Annotated in this window: 14 protein-coding genes and 1 pseudogene; 7 read left to right on the top strand and 8 right to left on the bottom strand. The window is 54.4% G+C overall.

Annotated elements, in window-relative coordinates:
* Both OGX81_RS19465 and OGX81_RS19460 read right to left on the bottom strand, forming a co-directional pair.
* Positions 1 to 2,115, bottom strand: a complete 2,115-nt coding sequence (locus OGX81_RS19465; protein WP_104868565.1) for a TonB-dependent siderophore receptor — start codon at positions 2,113 to 2,115, stop codon at positions 1 to 3.
* Between the two features lie 276 nt (positions 2,116 to 2,391).
* Positions 2,392 to 2,646, bottom strand: coding sequence for a GlsB/YeaQ/YmgE family stress response membrane protein (locus tag OGX81_RS19460; protein ID WP_012132092.1), 255 nt, complete (start codon positions 2,644 to 2,646; stop codon positions 2,392 to 2,394).
* Positions 2,647 to 2,849: 203 nt separating this feature from the next.
* On the opposite strand from OGX81_RS19460, the gene ycgR reads away from it, so the two are divergent.
* Positions 2,850 to 3,584 carry a flagellar brake protein YcgR gene (gene ycgR, locus OGX81_RS19455; RefSeq protein WP_049009576.1) on the top strand — a complete coding sequence of 245 codons (735 nt, stop codon included), beginning with the start codon at positions 2,850 to 2,852 and terminating at the stop codon, positions 3,582 to 3,584.
* Positions 3,585 to 3,596: 12 nt separating this feature from the next.
* Here ycgR and emtA read toward each other — a convergent pair whose 3' ends face one another.
* On the bottom strand, positions 3,597 to 4,208 hold the full coding sequence (emtA, locus tag OGX81_RS19450) for a membrane-bound lytic murein transglycosylase EmtA (protein WP_012132090.1): 612 nt from the start codon (positions 4,206 to 4,208) through the stop codon (positions 3,597 to 3,599).
* Positions 4,209 to 4,308: 100 nt separating this feature from the next.
* On the opposite strand from emtA, the gene ldcA reads away from it, so the two are divergent.
* Together ldcA and OGX81_RS19440 are read left to right on the top strand one after the other, a co-directional pair.
* A complete protein-coding gene (gene ldcA / locus OGX81_RS19445; RefSeq protein WP_104868563.1) occupies positions 4,309 to 5,223 on the top strand; it encodes a muramoyltetrapeptide carboxypeptidase in 915 nt (304 codons plus the stop codon).
* 96 nt (positions 5,224 to 5,319) lie between these two features.
* Positions 5,320 to 7,053 carry a potassium/proton antiporter gene (locus tag OGX81_RS19440; protein WP_104868562.1) on the top strand — a complete coding sequence of 578 codons (1,734 nt, stop codon included), beginning with the start codon at positions 5,320 to 5,322 and terminating at the stop codon, positions 7,051 to 7,053.
* Here the strand turns inward: OGX81_RS19440 and OGX81_RS22170 are convergent.
* The 3 genes and pseudogenes from OGX81_RS22170 to OGX81_RS19430 form a co-directional block, all read right to left on the bottom strand.
* Positions 6,991 to 7,131 (bottom strand): annotated as a pseudogene (locus OGX81_RS22170) (hypothetical protein); the annotation flags it as partial. The gene OGX81_RS19440 and the pseudogene OGX81_RS22170 sit on opposite strands and share 63 nt — an antisense overlap.
* Positions 7,132 to 7,158: 27 nt before the next feature.
* Positions 7,159 to 8,229 (bottom strand): catabolic alanine racemase DadX, encoded by a 1,071-nt coding sequence (gene dadX / locus OGX81_RS19435; RefSeq protein ID WP_104868561.1) that lies wholly within the window; start codon positions 8,227 to 8,229, stop codon positions 7,159 to 7,161.
* A 12-nt stretch (positions 8,230 to 8,241) separates the two neighbouring features.
* Positions 8,242 to 9,540: a D-amino acid dehydrogenase gene (locus OGX81_RS19430; protein WP_104868560.1), complete on the bottom strand. Its 1,299-nt coding sequence runs from the start codon at positions 9,538 to 9,540 to the stop codon at positions 8,242 to 8,244.
* Between the two features lie 322 nt (positions 9,541 to 9,862).
* On the opposite strand from OGX81_RS19430, the gene OGX81_RS19425 reads away from it, so the two are divergent.
* On the top strand, positions 9,863 to 11,395 hold the full coding sequence (locus OGX81_RS19425) for a SpoVR family protein (RefSeq protein ID WP_024130273.1): 1,533 nt from the start codon (positions 9,863 to 9,865) through the stop codon (positions 11,393 to 11,395).
* Positions 11,396 to 11,491: 96 nt separating this feature from the next.
* Here the strand turns inward: OGX81_RS19425 and fadR are convergent, their stop codons facing one another.
* Positions 11,492 to 12,211 carry a fatty acid metabolism transcriptional regulator FadR gene (gene fadR / locus OGX81_RS19420; protein ID WP_047463273.1) on the bottom strand — a complete coding sequence of 240 codons (720 nt, stop codon included), beginning with the start codon at positions 12,209 to 12,211 and terminating at the stop codon, positions 11,492 to 11,494.
* A 222-nt stretch (positions 12,212 to 12,433) separates the two neighbouring features.
* Here fadR and nhaB point away from each other — a divergent pair, with 222 nt between their 5' ends.
* The 3 genes from nhaB (at position 12,434) to OGX81_RS19405 (ending at position 15,101) form a co-directional block, all read left to right on the top strand.
* Positions 12,434 to 13,978 (top strand): Na(+)/H(+) antiporter NhaB, encoded by a 1,545-nt coding sequence (gene nhaB / locus OGX81_RS19415; protein WP_012132080.1) that lies wholly within the window; start codon positions 12,434 to 12,436, stop codon positions 13,976 to 13,978.
* Between the two features lie 141 nt (positions 13,979 to 14,119).
* Positions 14,120 to 14,650 carry a disulfide bond formation protein DsbB gene (gene dsbB / locus OGX81_RS19410; protein WP_024130271.1) on the top strand — a complete coding sequence of 177 codons (531 nt, stop codon included), beginning with the start codon at positions 14,120 to 14,122 and terminating at the stop codon, positions 14,648 to 14,650.
* A 109-nt stretch (positions 14,651 to 14,759) separates the two neighbouring features.
* On the top strand, positions 14,760 to 15,101 hold the full coding sequence (locus tag OGX81_RS19405; protein WP_047463267.1) for a TehB family protein: 342 nt from the start codon (positions 14,760 to 14,762) through the stop codon (positions 15,099 to 15,101).
* A gap of 26 nt (positions 15,102 to 15,127) precedes the next feature.
* Here the strand turns inward: OGX81_RS19405 and ycgN are convergent, their stop codons facing one another.
* Positions 15,128 to 15,574 carry a cysteine cluster protein YcgN gene (ycgN, locus tag OGX81_RS19400; protein ID WP_047464034.1) on the bottom strand — a complete coding sequence of 149 codons (447 nt, stop codon included), beginning with the start codon at positions 15,572 to 15,574 and terminating at the stop codon, positions 15,128 to 15,130.
* Positions 15,575 to 15,613: the final 39 nt, after the last annotated feature.

The following is a 15,613-nucleotide window of genomic DNA, read 5'->3' as shown; positions in this document are numbered from 1 at the left end:
TCAGAAGCTGTAGCTGGCGCCAACCTGAACGGTGCGGTCGCGGCCAATCCAGCAGTTGTTGTCGTCGTAACAGCTAAACGTCTCTTTGTTGGTAATATTCTGCGCGCTGGCCTTCAGCGTCACCCCGCTCAACGATGGGATCGCCTCCCCCAGACGGTAAGAGACGGCCATATCATACTGCGTCGTGCCGCCGAGTTTGCCTTTGTCGTTAGCTGGCGAGATCTCCATCGGCCCGGTATAACGGACGCCCGCGCCAACGTTCAGCCCGCGCAGCGGCGTATTATCAAAGGTGTAATCGCCCCACAGGTTAAACGCGTTTTCCGGCACCTGAGTCGGACGTTTGCCTTCATACGTCTCATCTTCCGTGTTGATCGCATGGGTATAGGCATAGTTGGCGATCAGCGTGACGTTATCCGCCGGACGGCTGACAATCGACAGTTCGGCCCCTTTTGACTCAATCTCGCCGGTCTGGCGGTAATCCCAGGTCGGCGTGGCGGAAAGCACATTTTTCTGGCGGATATTAAACACCGATGCGGTAAAGGTGGTCGCGTATTCCGCCAGCAGGTATTTCACCCCGCCCTCAACCTGCTTGCTGGTGGTCGGCTTCACCTCTTTCGAGGTCAGAGTCCCTTGCGGCGAGATCGGCTTAAAGCCTTCGGAATAGCTGATAAATGGAGAGATCCCATTTTCAAACGCATATAACGCACCGAAACGTTTGGTGACGCGATCCTGTGAAATCCAGGTTTTATCGCCGTTTTGCAGATAGTCGGTCGTGGCGGAACGATAGTCATCGTAACGCACGCTCGCCAGCAGGTTCAGGCCGCCAAACGCAATCTGATCCTGAAGATAATAACCATTCTGCTGATAAGAGAGACGGTTATTCTGCGCAGTACTCAGCCCTAAATCGTCGGTATGAATCTGACGATAGTTCGGGTGGCGCATGTTGATCCCCGGCGTGCTGCTGGCATAGCGGTAGAAGTAATGGCTGTCGAGCTTCTGGTAATCGAAGCCTGCCAGCAGATGGTGCTGCCAGTCGCCTGACACTACCGTTTTCGTAACCTGGTTGTCGATGTTAAAACTTTTCAGATCTTCATCGGTCGTGTAGGCAAACCGGTTCAACTCCCAGACCGGATTCCCCGTATTTCCGGTGGAGTAGACGCTGCGCTGGTGGGTATCCACATCAAAGTAGCGCGCTTTCTGATTGAAGCCCCAGCCGCTGTCAAACTGGTGTTCAAAGCTGTAACCCAGCATCCATTGACGCTGCTTAAAGCCGCTCCACTCATCTCCGGCAAAATCACGACGCCCCGCATACTCTGAACGCAGATAAGAAATGGGCAGCGGGTTGGAAGGCGACAGCGACGGTGTATTCTGCGCCAGCGCATCAATCGTCAGACGCGTTTTGTTGTCCGGTTGCCAGGTAACGGACGGGGCAACCAGATAGTTTTCATAGCGGGAGGTATGCGGTTGATCATCCCCTTCCGTCGCTTTGCCGAGTAAACGGTAGTTCCAGTCGCTGTCGCTGATTTGCCCGGTTGAATCCAGATAACCCTCTTTCAGATTACGGGTGCCGGTGTTGAAGCCCACTTCCGTTTTCTGTTCCGCCTGCGGTTTTTTACTCTGGATGTTTACCAGTCCACCCGGCGATCCATTGCCGTACAGCACCGAGGCCGGGCCTTTCAGAATATCCACGCTTTCAATCAGCAGCGGATCAATACGCGCTTTGGTATTCCCGGTCACGTTGTACGGCAGTTGCAGGCCGTTGTAATACTCCTGATCCACCGTAAAACCGCGAATCTTATATTCACTCATATAGGAGGTATTACCGCGAACTTCCGTTGACACGCCCGGCGCGTAGCGCAGAATTTCATTCACCGAGTTGGCGTGGCGTTGCTCAATCTCCTGCCTGTCGATGGTGTTGATCACCTGCGGCGTTTTGCTTTCCGGCACGGCGGATTTGGTGGCGCTGTTGGTCCAGGCCGGAAGAAGGCTCTCCTGCCCGGCGGCGGTGACCACAATGGTCGACTCTTTTGCCTCTTCAGCATAAGACGGGACCGTCAGGGCTAAGGTGATACATCCAGAGAGCGCGCGTAATGTGAAACGATGAGTTGTTTTCATGAACAAATTATTATATGTAAAATGGAATGACAATTATTCTCATTTTTATTCACAAATCAAGCCAGCTTTCGCCGTTAATCCGGCCAGGCGTTGCTCAGGAATACAGATTGTTCTGACGTCTGTTGAATCCCCGTAAACGTGCCGGGAAGACGCCTCCCCTGACACGTTCACGACTGATAATGCGCCAGAGCGATAATGGGCATCAAGTGAACGGAAAACACGCCTGGGTAGCGTGTCGCCGATTTACGCACTCATCCCCACATCCGCTCTGTTCATTTAATTGCGCCGCAGAAGGCGAAAAACGCCGAGCACAACAATCGCCCCGACGACGGCCACCAGGAAACTGTGAAGATTGAACCCGCTGATGCTACCGCCGATACCAAACATGGTTGCCAGCCAGCCGCCGACAACCGCACCAACGATACCGAGAATACAGGTCAGTATAAAACCACCGCCATCGCGACCCGGCATAATCAGCTTAGCGATAACACCTGCAATCAGACCAAAAATAATCCAGGCAATAATTCCCATATTCAGGCCCTCTTTCCAGTGAAAGCATACGCAAGACATTCTTGCGCCAGTCCCTTAAGTATAGGCAAATCAACCGGCCATGCTTTTCATCCTGCGACGTTATGCGCTGGCGTTGATAAAAATTTCACCCATTTGTCTTAAGTTCCGTCATGCCATGCCGATAACCAAACGATAATCTGTCAGGCATCCAGGAGTCATTACGCGTGAGTCACTACAGTGAGCAGTTCCTGAAGCAAAACCCGTTGGCGGTATTAGGCGTACTCAAAGATTTAAACAAGAGCCAGGTGCCGCTACGCATCTCCTGGGCCGGGGGGCAGTTCATCAGTAAGATTCTGGACGTTAACGCGGAAAAACTGGTGATGGATTTCGGCAGCCAGGACTATGAAAACATCGCCGTTCAGCGCGCCAGACAGATAACCATTACCGCAGAAACGCAGGGCGCGAAAGTGGAGTTCACGCTGGATCAGCTCACCCGCGGCGAATACCAGCAGCTTCCGGCATTTATTACCGCGCTGCCGCCCGAGCTGTGGTTCGTTCAGCGCCGGGAGTATTTCCGTATTTCCGCGCCTTTGCATCCCCCCTACTACTGTCAGGCGAAAATGCCGGACGACAACACGCTACGTTTTCGCTTGTTCGATCTCTCGCTGGGCGGCATGGGCGCATTGCTGGAAGCGACAAAACCCGCCGGATTAACCGAAGGCATGCGCTTTTCGCAACTTGAGCTGAACATGGGGCAATGGGGCGTTTTCCACTTTGACGCCCAGCTTATTTCCATCAGCGAACGCAGAGTGATTGACGGTAAAAATGAGACGATTACCACTCCCCGCCTGAGCTTTCGTTTTCTCAACGTCAGCCCGGCGGTGGAGCGGGAATTACAGCGGATTATTTTCTCTCTTGAACGGGAAGCGCGGGAAAAATCCAATAAGGTGCGTGAATAACCCCCGTGTGGGTTACATCGCATCCAGCGCTTGCTGGAGTTTCCAGATATAACGCGGCGCCTGTGGCGCAGGATGATTTTTGGCAACGTGCTCGAAAAACTCATCCGCACTCAGATCGTTGATTTTCTCAATCGCTTTTTTGCGATCGGAAGAGAACGTGCGCAGCAGCGCGCCCGCGCCATTGGCATAAGAGACCACCAGCGCGTACTGCATCACCTGCGGATCGTTAATACCGGCCAGCGACCCGTGTTCCAGAATACTCAGGTACGCCGTCCCCATCGAGATATTCCGCTCCGGGTTTTTCAGTTCGCTGGTCGACGGTTCGCCGCTCCAGCCCATATGACGATAAACATCGCGCCCGGACGTCGAGGCCTTCAGTTGCATTAACCCAACCGCCCCGGATTTACTGACCACCGTCGGATTACCGCCCGATTCAATCGCGATGATCGCGGTAATCAGACGCGGGCTGACGCCCCAGGCTTCCCCGGCTTTTTCACTTATCGGCATCCACTGCATTGCCCGTTTAACCGGGACTTCGGCGTTCCAGGGCGGATTCTTGTAATCCTGCTTTGAACTACAGCCCGCCAGCAATACAACCAAAAAAGCAAACCATCTCAATTTCACGTCATCTATCCTTATAGCCGGAATTCGCCGCTGCGAGTGACAACGACATGCTCAATCGGCATGATATACATTTGGTTTTAGATGTCAGCAAGGAATTGCCATGTCCCTGTTTCACTTAATCGCCCCATCGGGTTACTGCATCAATCAGCAAGCGGCTTTACGCGGCGTACAACGGCTTATCGAATCCGGCCACCAGGTGGATAACGCCGCCGTCATTGGCCGCCGTGACCAGCGTTTTGCCGGTTCAGACGCCGAGCGTCTGGTCGATGTTAACGGCCTCGCCCGCCTGACGACGCCCGATACCATTGTGATGCCGGTTCGCGGCGGTTACGGCGCCAGTCGTCTGCTGGAGAGCATTGACTGGCAGGCGCTCATCGCACGGCAACAGGCGAACCCGCTGCTGATCTGCGGCCACAGCGATTTTACGGTGATTCAGTCCGCCCTGCTGGCGCTGGGCAAGGTGATAACGTTTAGCGGCCCCATGCTGGCGGCGAATTTCGGCGCGGAGGAGATGAACACCTTCACCGAGCGCCATTTCTGGCGGGCCTTGTGCAACGCGCAGTTCACGGTGGAGTGGCAAGGTAACGGCCCGACATGTGAAACGGAAGGCACGCTGTGGGGCGGCAATCTGGCCATGCTGATCTCCCTTATCGGCACCCCGTGGATGCCCGCCATTGAAAATGGCGTACTGGTGCTGGAGGATATTAACGAGCATCCTTTCCGCGTTGAGCGAATGCTTCTGCAACTGTATCACGCGGGGATTCTGGCCCGGCAGAACGCGCTGATATTGGGCAGTTTCAGCGGTAGCGCGCCGAATGATTACGATGCCGGTTACGATCTTGACGCGGTTTACGCGTTTCTGCGTTCCCGTCTCTCCATCCCCGTCGTGACCGGTCTGGATTTTGGTCATGAGCAACGCACCGTTACGCTGCCGCTCGGTGCCCACGCGGTGCTAAAAAATGGCGAAAATGGCAGCCAACTCACACTCTCCGGCCATCCTGTCCTCAAATCATAAAAAAAGCCGTCACCTGGGCTAAGTAAAACGCTGTTTCTGTCGTTATTATGTTAGGGTTTATTATTAGAAACAGCGTAATTCAGGAGTAACATAACGTTGGATGCCGCAGCCATTATTAGTCTTTTCATTTTGGGTTCAGTCCTCGTAACCTGTAGTATCTTATTAAGTTCATTCTCATCTCGTCTTGGCATCCCTATTCTGGTTATCTTTCTCGCGATTGGCATGCTCGCGGGTGTTGATGGCGTTGGCGGTATCCCGTTTGACAATTATCCTTTCGCGTACATGGTGAGTAACCTCGCGCTGGCAATTATTCTGCTGGATGGCGGGATGCGTACCCAGGCCAGCTCCTTTCGCGTCGCCCTGGGCCCGGCGCTCTCGCTCGCGACGGTAGGGGTACTGATTACCTCCGGTCTCACCGGCATGATGGCCGCCTGGCTCTTTCATTTGAATCTCATCGAAGGGTTGCTGATTGGCGCCATTGTCGGTTCAACGGATGCGGCTGCCGTTTTTTCTCTGCTGGGTGGTAAAGGGCTTAACGAACGCGTCGGTTCGACGCTGGAAATCGAATCCGGGAGTAACGACCCGATGGCGGTTTTCCTGACCATCACGCTGATAGAGATGATTCAGAAACATGAAACCGGCCTGAGCTGGCTTTTCGTGCTCGATATCATCCAGCAGTTTGGACTGGGGATCATGCTGGGGCTAGGCGGCGGATATCTGCTTCAGCAAATGATTAACCGGATTGCCTTGCCCACCGGGTTATATCCGCTGCTGGCGCTGAGCGGGGGAATTCTCGTTTTCGCCGTAACCACCGCGCTGGAAGGCAGCGGCATTCTGGCCGTTTACCTGTGTGGATTCCTGCTGGGCAACCGCCCTATCCGCAACCGGTTTGGCATCCTGCAAAACTTTGACGGCCTGGCCTGGCTGGCGCAAATCGCCATGTTCCTCGTGCTGGGACTGCTCGTTACGCCATCCGATCTGCTGCCTATCGCCATTCCGGCGCTGGTGCTGTCAGTCTGGATGATTCTGGTGGCTCGCCCACTCTCCGTTTTCGCGGGCCTGCTGCCGTTTCGGGGCTTTAATCTGCGTGAGCGGATCTTCATCAGTTGGGTGGGGCTGCGTGGCGCCGTGCCTATCATCCTGGCGGTTTTCCCGATGATGGCCGGGCTGGAGAATGCCCGACTGTTTTTTAATGTCGCATTCTTTGTAGTGCTGATATCGCTGCTGTTCCAGGGAACGTCCCTGACCTGGGCGGCCAAAAAAGCCAAAGTGGTGGTGCCTCCCGTCGGCTGGCCGGTTTCGCGTATCGGGCTGGATATTCACCCGGAAAACCCCTGGGAGCAGTTTGTCTACCAGTTGAGTGAAGATAAGTGGTGCGTCGGCGCCGCACTGCGCGATCTGCACATGCCGCAGGAGACCCGCATCGCCGCCCTGTTCCGCGACAACGTGCTGTTCCATCCGACCGGAAGCACCCGTTTACGCGAAGGCGACGTTCTGTGCGTTATCGGACGTGAGCGCGACCTTCCGGCGCTGGGCAAACTGTTCAGCCAGTCGCCGCCGGTCGCGCTGGATCAGCGTTTTTTCGGCGATTTTATTCTCGAAGCCAATGCGAAATTTGCTGACGTCGCCCTGATTTACGGTCTGGACGAGGGAACGGAATATCGCGATAAACAGCAGACGCTGGGGGAAATCGTGCAGCAGTTGCTGGGCGCTGCGCCGGTTGTGGGCGACCAGGTGGAGTTTGCCGGCATGATCTGGACGGTCGCAGAGAAAGAAGACAACGCCGTGCGTAAGGTCGGGGTTCGCGTCGCGGGGGATGAAATGGAATAATGGAGACGCTGCCGGATGGCGGCGTTGACACGCCTTATCCGGCCTACACTCTGCCCTCTGTAGGCCGGATAAGCACAGGCGCCATCCTACGGCACCACAAAAAAGTTACGCCGTCACAACCGGAACACGCGGCGCCAGCGCGCACATCAGTTCATACCCCACCGTTCCCGCCGCAGAGGCGACATCATCAATCTTGATCTCTTTCCCCCACAGTTCCACAGACGTACCGATACCCGCCTGCGGACACGGCGTCAGATCCACCGCCAGCATATCCATCGACACGGTGCCAACCGTTCCGGTACGCACACCGTCCACCAGCACTGGCGTGCCGTTTGGCGCATGACGGGGATAACCATCCGCGTAGCCCACCGCCACAATCCCGATGCGCTGCTCCTGGGTAGTGGTATAGCGTCCGCCATATCCGACCCGATCGCCCGCTTTCAGCGTCTGTACGCCAATAATCTGGCTACTCAGGGTCATAACCGGTTTCAGCCCGGTATTGGCGATATCCCGCCACTGCCCTGACGGCGATGCGCCATACAGAATAATTCCGGGTCGCACCCAGTCGAAATGGGCTTCAGGATGCCACAGCGTAGCCGCTGAATTCGACAGCGAGCGACGGCATTCAAGCCCTTCCGTCGCATGGGCGATTTTCGTCATCGCCTGGTCGATCCCTTCCGGGTGCTCAGCATCGGCAAAATGCGACATTAACGTCATTTCGCCCACATTCGGCAGCGCCCGCAGTTGCTGCCAGACAGTCTGTACCCGCTCGGGTAAAAAACCCAGCCGGTTCATGCCGCTATTCACTTTGAGATAAACATCCAGCGGCGCGTTCAGGCGCGCGTTTTGCAACACTTTGAGCTGCCAGTTGCTGTGTATGCAGGTCGTCAGACGGTATGTGTCATATATGGCCAGCTCGTCGGCATGGAAGAACCCTTCCAGCATTAAGATCGGCCCTTTCCATCCCCGCTCTCGCAGCGTAATCGCCTCTTCGAGATTGAGCATGGCAAAGCCGTCGGTCGCCCCCAACGCCGTCCAGATACGCTCGATACCATGTCCGTAGGCATTGGCTTTCACCACCGACCAGACGCGAGCGTCCGGGGCGGCCTGGCGCACAATGCCAAGATTTTGTTTCATCGCCTGCAGGTCAAGGCTGGCCAGTATAGGGCGGGTCATCTCGCTTCCTTATTAGTTATGCGCGCCATGAAGATGCCGGGGTCGTGACGGCGTAAAGCCAGGGCTGTACCGCGCTACGCTCAGGTCGTCATAAGGAATAGCAGGTGTACGACCTGAAAGAATATCGCTCAGTAATTGCCCTGAACCGCAGGCCATTGTCCAGCCCAGCGTCCCATGCCCGGTATTCAGCCACAGGTTTTTGAAGCGCGTCCGTCCGATCACCGGCGTACCATCCGGGGTCATTGGCCGCAGCCCGGTCCAGAACGTGGCTTGTTCCACATGCCCTCCGCGCGGGAAGAGATCGCGTACGACCATCTCCAGCGTTTCACGACGCGGTTGTAATAATTCAGTGTTAAAGCCAACAATTTCCGCCATTCCCCCCACGCGAATACGCTTATCAAAACGGGTAATGGCAATTTTGTAGGTTTCATCAAGGATAGTCGAAACTGGCGCGCCATCGTCCTGTGCGACCGGAATCGTCAGCGAATAACCTTTAAGCGGATAGACCGGAATATCGACGATCCCTTTGAGCATCGCCGTCGAGTAAGAGCCAAACGCCATCACGTAAGCATCGGCTTTGATGATGTCATCCCCGCACTTCACGCCGTAAATTTGTTCACCTTCGTACAGCAGTTTTTCCACCGGCGTGTTGAAGCGAAACGTCACGCCCGCCTGTTCCGCCATCTGCGCCAGGCGCTGAGTGAACAGCTGGCAATCTCCGGTTTCATCATTGGGCAAACGCAGGCCGCCGGTCAGTTTGTGCGCCACTTCCACCAGCGCAGGTTCAACCTCCGCCAGGCGGCTGGATTCCAGTAGCTGATACGGTACGCCGGCATCTTCCAGAACGGCGATATCGCGGGTGGCGTTCTCATACTGTTGCGCGGTACGGAATAACTGCAATGTTCCGCCCTGACGCCCTTCATACTGAATGCCGGTTGAGGCGCGCAGCGCTTTCAGGCAATCACGGCTGTACTCCGCCAGACGCACCATGCGCCCTTTGTTCTCCATGTAATGGCGGGTGTCGCAGTTACGCAACATTTGCCACATCCACTTCAACTGAAACTGCGTCCCGTCCAGGCGAACAGCCAGCGGCGCATGGCGCTGGAACATCCACTTGATGGCCTTCAGCGGCACACCCGGCGCCGCCCACGGCGCGGCATAGCCCGGAGAAATTTGTCCGGCGTTCGCCGCGCTGGTTTCCAGCGCCGGGCCAGGTTCACGATCGATGACGGTGACATCATGCCCAGCCTGACACAGATACCAGGCGCTGGTTACGCCAACGACGCCACTTCCCAGTATGACAACTCGCATAGCCACTCCGTTAACAGTAAAAGAACAATCTTCTAATTACATCTTGATAACTCAGTTGAAAATATTATTCAACATATAGCTTTTTTATGGTGACGCACCTCACATCTGCCTCTGTTGTCAGGGATCTCTCTGCTTTGGCATCTCCTGCTGTGCGTCATTTTTATCCAGCATAAAATATCGCAGCCATGCCAGTTTCTGGCGTGCCGGCGCTGCGAAATCGCAAAGAAAAATTTTCTTCATCAGCACGTTTTTTAACACGGTGTTCTATGCTTGAAATGAGGTGCTCCAGACAGAGAGTGCCGCCAACAATGAGGGTGCGCGAATGGCTACGATTGATTCCATGAACAAGGACAGCACACGTTTGAGCGATGGACCCGACTGGACGTTTGATCTGCTGGATGTCTATCTGGCGGAGATTGACCGCGTCGCGAAACTCTACAAACTGGATACCTATCCGCACCAAATCGAGGTGATCACCTCTGAGCAGATGATGGATGCCTATTCCAGCGTCGGGATGCCGATCAACTATCCTCACTGGTCGTTTGGCAAAAAATTCATTGAAACCGAGCGCCTGTATAAGCATGGTCAGCAAGGGCTGGCCTATGAAATCGTCATTAACTCCAACCCGTGTATCGCTTATCTGATGGAAGAGAACACCATTACTATGCAGGCGCTGGTGATGGCGCACGCGTGCTATGGGCATAACTCTTTCTTCAAGAATAACTACCTGTTCCGCAGTTGGACCGACGCCAGTTCGATTGTCGATTACCTGATCTTTGCCCGTAATTACATTACCGAATGCGAAGAACGCTATGGCGTGGATGAAGTTGAAAAGCTGCTGGATTCCTGCCATGCGCTGATGAACTATGGCGTCGATCGCTACAAACGCCCGCAAAAAATTTCGTTGCAGGAGGAGAAAGCCCGGCAGAAAAGTCGCGAAGAGTATCTGCAAAGCCAGGTGAATATGCTGTGGCGTACTCTGCCGAAGAAAGAGGAAGAGAAAGCCGTCGCCGAAACGCGGCGTTACCCGTCTGAACCGCAGGAAAACCTGCTCTACTTTATGGAAAAGAACGCGCCGTTGCTGGAGTCATGGCAGCGCGAGATCCTGCGCATCGTGCGCAAGGTCAGCCAGTATTTCTATCCGCAAAAACAGACGCAGGTGATGAACGAAGGCTGGGCGACGTTCTGGCACTACACCATCCTGAATCATCTTTACGATGAAGGTAAAGTGACCGAACGCTTTATGCTGGAGTTTTTACACAGCCACACCAATGTGGTGTTCCAGCCGCCGTACAACAGCCCGTGGTATAGCGGAATTAACCCTTATGCGCTTGGCTTCGCGATGTTCCAGGACATCAAACGCATTTGCCAGTCGCCAACGGAAGAAGACAAATACTGGTTCCCGGATATCGCCGGTTCAGACTGGCTGGAAACCCTGCATTTCGCGATGCGTGATTTTAAAGACGAGAGCTTTATCAGCCAGTTCCTGTCGCCGAAAGTGATGCGTGATTTCCGTTTCTTTACCGTGCTGGACGACGACCGGCACAACTATCTGGAAATTTCGGCCATTCACAATGAGGAAGGTTATCGCGAGATCCGCAATCGGCTTTCGTCACAGTACAACCTGAGCAATCTGGAGCCGAATATTCAGATCTGGAATGTGGATTTACGCGGCGATCGCTCTTTGACGCTACGTTATATTCCTCACAACCGCGCACCGCTGGACAAGGGACGTAAAGAGGTGCTGAAACATGTGCATCGCCTGTGGGGGTTTGATGTCATGCTGGAGCAGCAGAATGAGGATGGCAGCGTTGAGCTGCTGGAGCGGTGCCCGCCGAGAATGAACAGCCTGTAGTTTAATTGCCGGATGGCGGTGTAAACACCTTATCCGGCCTACAAACAGCACACCACCGTAGGCCGGATAAGCAAAGCGCCATCCGGCGTATAACGATTAGCGGCCCTGAATGGCCAAATCGCCGGGCAAATTCTTCTGCATACGATGCCAAATCTCACCGCTGTCATGACCGTAACGGCGTACCGTTTCGTACACCTGGTCATGCGCGCCCTGTTCGCAAAGCGATGACAGCTTATGGTAGAAACCGAGCGCCAGGCTCCGGGCTTCCGGGTTGGCGAAATAGTGACGGCCAATGCGGGTATACAGCCCTTTCATCCCGTTCAGGATCAGACCGTAAATCGGATTACCGGAGGCAAACGCCAGACCGCGGAAAATGTTGTAATCCAAGTCCGCGAACGCATCGGCGTGGTCGGCCACTTCATTCGCCGTCGCCAGTACCTCCTGCGCCTTATCAGGATGTTGACGAAACGCGGTGCGGATAAAAATCGTGGAGATATTGGTTCGCACCGACAGCAGATTATCAATCAGTTGCGGCACGCTTTCATGATCAAGACGCGCGAGCGTTTCAAGAATATTCAGCCCGGACGTTTCCCAGAAATTGTTCACCTTTGTCGGTTTGCCGTGTTGAATCGTCAACCAGCCGTCTCGCGCCAGGCGCTGCAATACTTCGCGTAACGTGGTGCGCGTCACTCCGATAAGTTCGGAGAGTTCACGTTCGGCAGGCAAAATAGTGCCAGGTGGGAAGCGGTTATTCCAGATACTTTCAATGATGTACTCTTCCGCGAAACCCGCCGGGCTCTGCGCCTTAATGACCATAGTGAGATTTCCATTACACAGCAAAACATAGTTACACTCATCATACCAGACGGGTTTCATGGCTGATAGCGGACAGGATGAAGAAAAAGGGGATCAAGGCTTCATTTTCTGGATAACGCCGCGCCATCACGTTAAGGACTTGCCTGCTTTTACCCTGGCCGCTAAGCTTTGCGCCTAAACATAAAAACATGATTCTCACATTTACAGGTAAGGGAAACTGCCATGGAGCTCTCCTGGGGTCGCGCATTCTGGCGCAACTTTCTGGGCCAGTCGCCTGACTGGTATAAACTTGCATTAATCGCTTTTTTAATTGCTAATCCACTGATTTTCTTCATCAATCCGTTTGTAGCGGGCTGGCTGCTGGTCGCTGAATTTATTTTCACGCTGGCGATGGCGCTGAAGTGCTATCCCCTGCTGCCAGGCGGATTACTGGCGATTGAAGCGGTCATCATTGGGATGACCAGCGCAGCGCATGTGCGCGAAGAGGTTGCCGCCAACCTCGAAGTGCTGCTGCTGCTGATGTTCATGGTCGCAGGCATCTACTTTATGAAGCAGTTGCTGCTGTTCATTTTTACCCGCCTGCTGCTTAGCATTCGTTCCAAGATGCTGCTGTCGCTCGCATTTTGTATGGCTGCCGCCTTCCTGTCCGCTTTCCTTGATGCCCTGACCGTTGTCGCGGTGGTCATCAGCGTCGCGGTCGGCTTTTATGGCATTTATCATCGCGTCGCCTCTGCGCGCGGCGAAGAGAACGATCTCCAGGATGACGATCACCTCGACCAGAACAGTAAAGCGGTGCTGGAGCAGTTTCGCGGTTTCTTGCGCAGCCTGATGATGCATGCGGGCGTAGGCACCGCGCTGGGCGGCGTCATGACGATGGTTGGCGAACCGCAGAACCTGATTATCGCCAAAGCGGCGGGCTGGCATTTCGGCGATTTCTTCCTGCGCATGTCGCCGGTGACGGTTCCGGTGCTAATTTGCGGGCTGTTCACCTGCGTGCTGGTCGAGAAACTGCGCTGGTTTGGCTATGGTGAAACGCTGCCGGAGAAAGTGCGTCATATTTTGCAGGAGTTCGACGATCAAAGCCGTCAACGTCGTACACGCCAGGACAAACTCAATCTGTTTGTGCAGGCGATTATCGGCGTCTGGCTGGTGACGGCGCTGGCGCTGCATCTGGCGGAAGTGGGCTTGATTGGCCTGTCGGTCATTATTCTGGCCACGTCACTCACCGGCGTCACCGATGAACACGCGATTGGCAAAGCATTTACTGAGTCCTTGCCGTTTACCGCGCTGTTGACGGTTTTCTTCTCCATCGTGGCGGTCATTATCGATCAGCATCTTTTCGCCCCGATCATCCAGTTCGTTTTACAGGCTTCCGAACATGCGCAGTTAACGCTGTTCTACCTCTTCAATGGCCTGCTGTCGTCCATTTCCGATAACGTGTTCGTCGGGACGATTTACATCAATGAGGCCAAAGCGGCTATGGAAAGCGGCGCAATCAGCATGAAACAGTACGAACTGCTGGCGGTAGCGATCAACACCGGCACCAATTTGCCGTCCGTGGCGACGCCAAACGGCCAGGCGGCATTTTTGTTCCTGCTCACCTCTGCGCTGGCGCCGCTGATTCGTCTCTCTTATGGCCGTATGGTCTGGATGGCGTTGCCATACACGCTGGTGCTCACCCTCGTTGGTTTACTCTGCGTCGAGTTTACCCTCACCCCCATCACGGAGTGGATGACGCAATCTGGCTGGTTAGCTACATTCTCATAACATCAAACCGGGCAAATCACTGCCCGGTTTGACTTTTTGCATGATAATTATCCGATTATACTTTATTTCATTTCCCACTACTGGCGCATAAATTGAATTGGTTTACACTGCGGTGTCTACGCATGTTGCAGGGAAATAATTATGTTGCGATTTTTAAACCAGTGCTCACGGGGTCGGGGCGCGTGGTTACTGATGGCGTTAACTGCCTTTGCGCTCGAAATGGTAGCGCTGTGGTTCCAGCACGTCATGCTGCTCAAACCTTGCGTGCTATGTATTTACGAACGTAGCGCGTTATTCGGCGTGATGGGCGCGGGTCTGGTTGGCGCTGTCGCCCCTAAAACGCCGCTGCGTTATGTGGCGATAGCGATCTGGATTTACAGCGCCTGGCGCGGGTTGCAGTTGGCTTATGAACACACGATGATCCAGCTTCATCCTTCGCCGTTCATGACCTGTGATTTTGCTGCGCGCTTCCCGACGTGGCTGCCGCTGGATAAATGGCTGCCGCAGGTCTTCCTGGCTTCCGGCGACTGCGCCGAGCGTCAGTGGTCGTTTTTAACCCTGGAGATGCCGCAGTGGCTGTTGGGGATTTTTGCGGCGTATCTGGCGATCGCGATCCTGGTGTTGATTGCTCAACCGTTTAAGCCGAAAAGACGCGATCTCTTTAGCCGATAACAGAACGCTCCTTCGGGAGCGTTTTTTTTCGCCTGACGGCGTTGCTTCCGGGCATCTATAAGATGTATATTAAATACATCTTATAGATGCCCCCACAAGGAGACGCCTTATGTCCCATTTACGCATCCCGGCAAACTGGAAAATTAAACGTTCCACTCCCTTCTTCACCAAAGAGAATGTGCCAGCCGCACTGCTCTCCCACCATAACACCGCTGCGGGTGTCTTTGGGCAACTCTGCGTGATGGAAGGCACGGTCACTTACTACGGTTTCGCTAACGAAGATGCCAAAGAACCTGAACTCAAAGTGGTCATTAACGCCGGTCAGTTTGCGACCAGCCCGCCGCAATACTGGCACCGCATCGAATTAAGCGACGATGCGCAATTCAATATCAATTTCTGGGTTGAAGACGACAACCACGGCGATGAAATGTATCAGGCGAAAAAAGCGTAATTAACGCTTGCTGAACAATGGGCGGTTCAGTCCGCCCATGAAGGTTTGTTTAAGATGTGATCCTGCCAGTCCCGCACTTCAGATTCTTTCACCGCAATATGGCGCACAGAAATACGCTCGCCGTGCATCGCCGCTTTCGACCCGGTCAACAACGGATGCCAGCCCGGCAGCCCCTTTCCTTCCGCTAACAAGCGATAGGCGCAGGTCATCGGCAACCATTCAAAGGTAGGCAGATTATCGCGGGTGAGTTTAATGCAGTCTGGCTCGTACTCGAACCGACGTTCATAGTTACGACACTGGCAGGTTTTGATATTCAACTGGCGACACGCCACGTTGGTGAAATAGATTTCGTCGGTGTCTTCATCCATCAGTTTGTGCAGGCAACACTGGCCGCATCCATCACACAACGACTCCCACTCGGCATCGGTCATGTCATCCAGGGTTTTACTTTGCCAGAAAGGTATGTCGCTCATCAGGGTATCCGCCATTGCTGTAAAGCTGCACCTTATAAC

It is taken from the genome of Citrobacter sp. CK206, from assembly GCF_030333125.1.
Classification (GTDB): domain Bacteria; phylum Pseudomonadota; class Gammaproteobacteria; order Enterobacterales; family Enterobacteriaceae; genus Citrobacter_B; species Citrobacter_B koseri.
This window is presented reverse-complemented; position numbering and strand designations above follow the sequence as displayed.